The organism is Bradyrhizobium cosmicum, from assembly GCF_032290525.1.
Classification (GTDB): Bacteria; Pseudomonadota; Alphaproteobacteria; order Rhizobiales; family Xanthobacteraceae; genus Bradyrhizobium; species Bradyrhizobium cosmicum_A.
In genome coordinates this window covers 1-251 of the sequence record NZ_JASXTA010000424.1, presented here as the reverse complement: position 1 = coordinate 251, position 251 = coordinate 1, and the positions used below count along the sequence as shown (strand labels likewise).

Annotated in this window: 1 protein-coding gene; it reads left to right on the top strand. The window is 56.6% G+C overall.

Annotation, left to right across the window (positions count from 1 at the left end; translation table 11 throughout):
* Positions 1-32: 32 nt before the first annotated feature.
* Positions 33-251 (top strand): hypothetical protein (locus QSV46_RS40450; protein WP_314964307.1); only part of this gene is annotated, 219 nt, incomplete at its 3' end.

The window sequence follows — 251 nt, the reverse complement described above, 5'->3', positions numbered from 1 at the left end:
CAACGTGGGCGTGTCGTGACGGGATTGAGTCGATGTTGCGATTGTTGATGATGGGGATGGCGCTGATGGAACGCATAGTCCTCGTTCCGCGCGACGGCCGCCCGGTCAACGCCCATATCATCCGATGGGGCAAGTCACTTCTGATTTTCAGAAATCAGGTCAAGCCCTGGAATCAAAAATATTCCGCTTCGCGCCAGACCCAAATCACCGGTAAAACTCCGGCCATCCCGTCTCGAGAGAGGGGCGTTGGC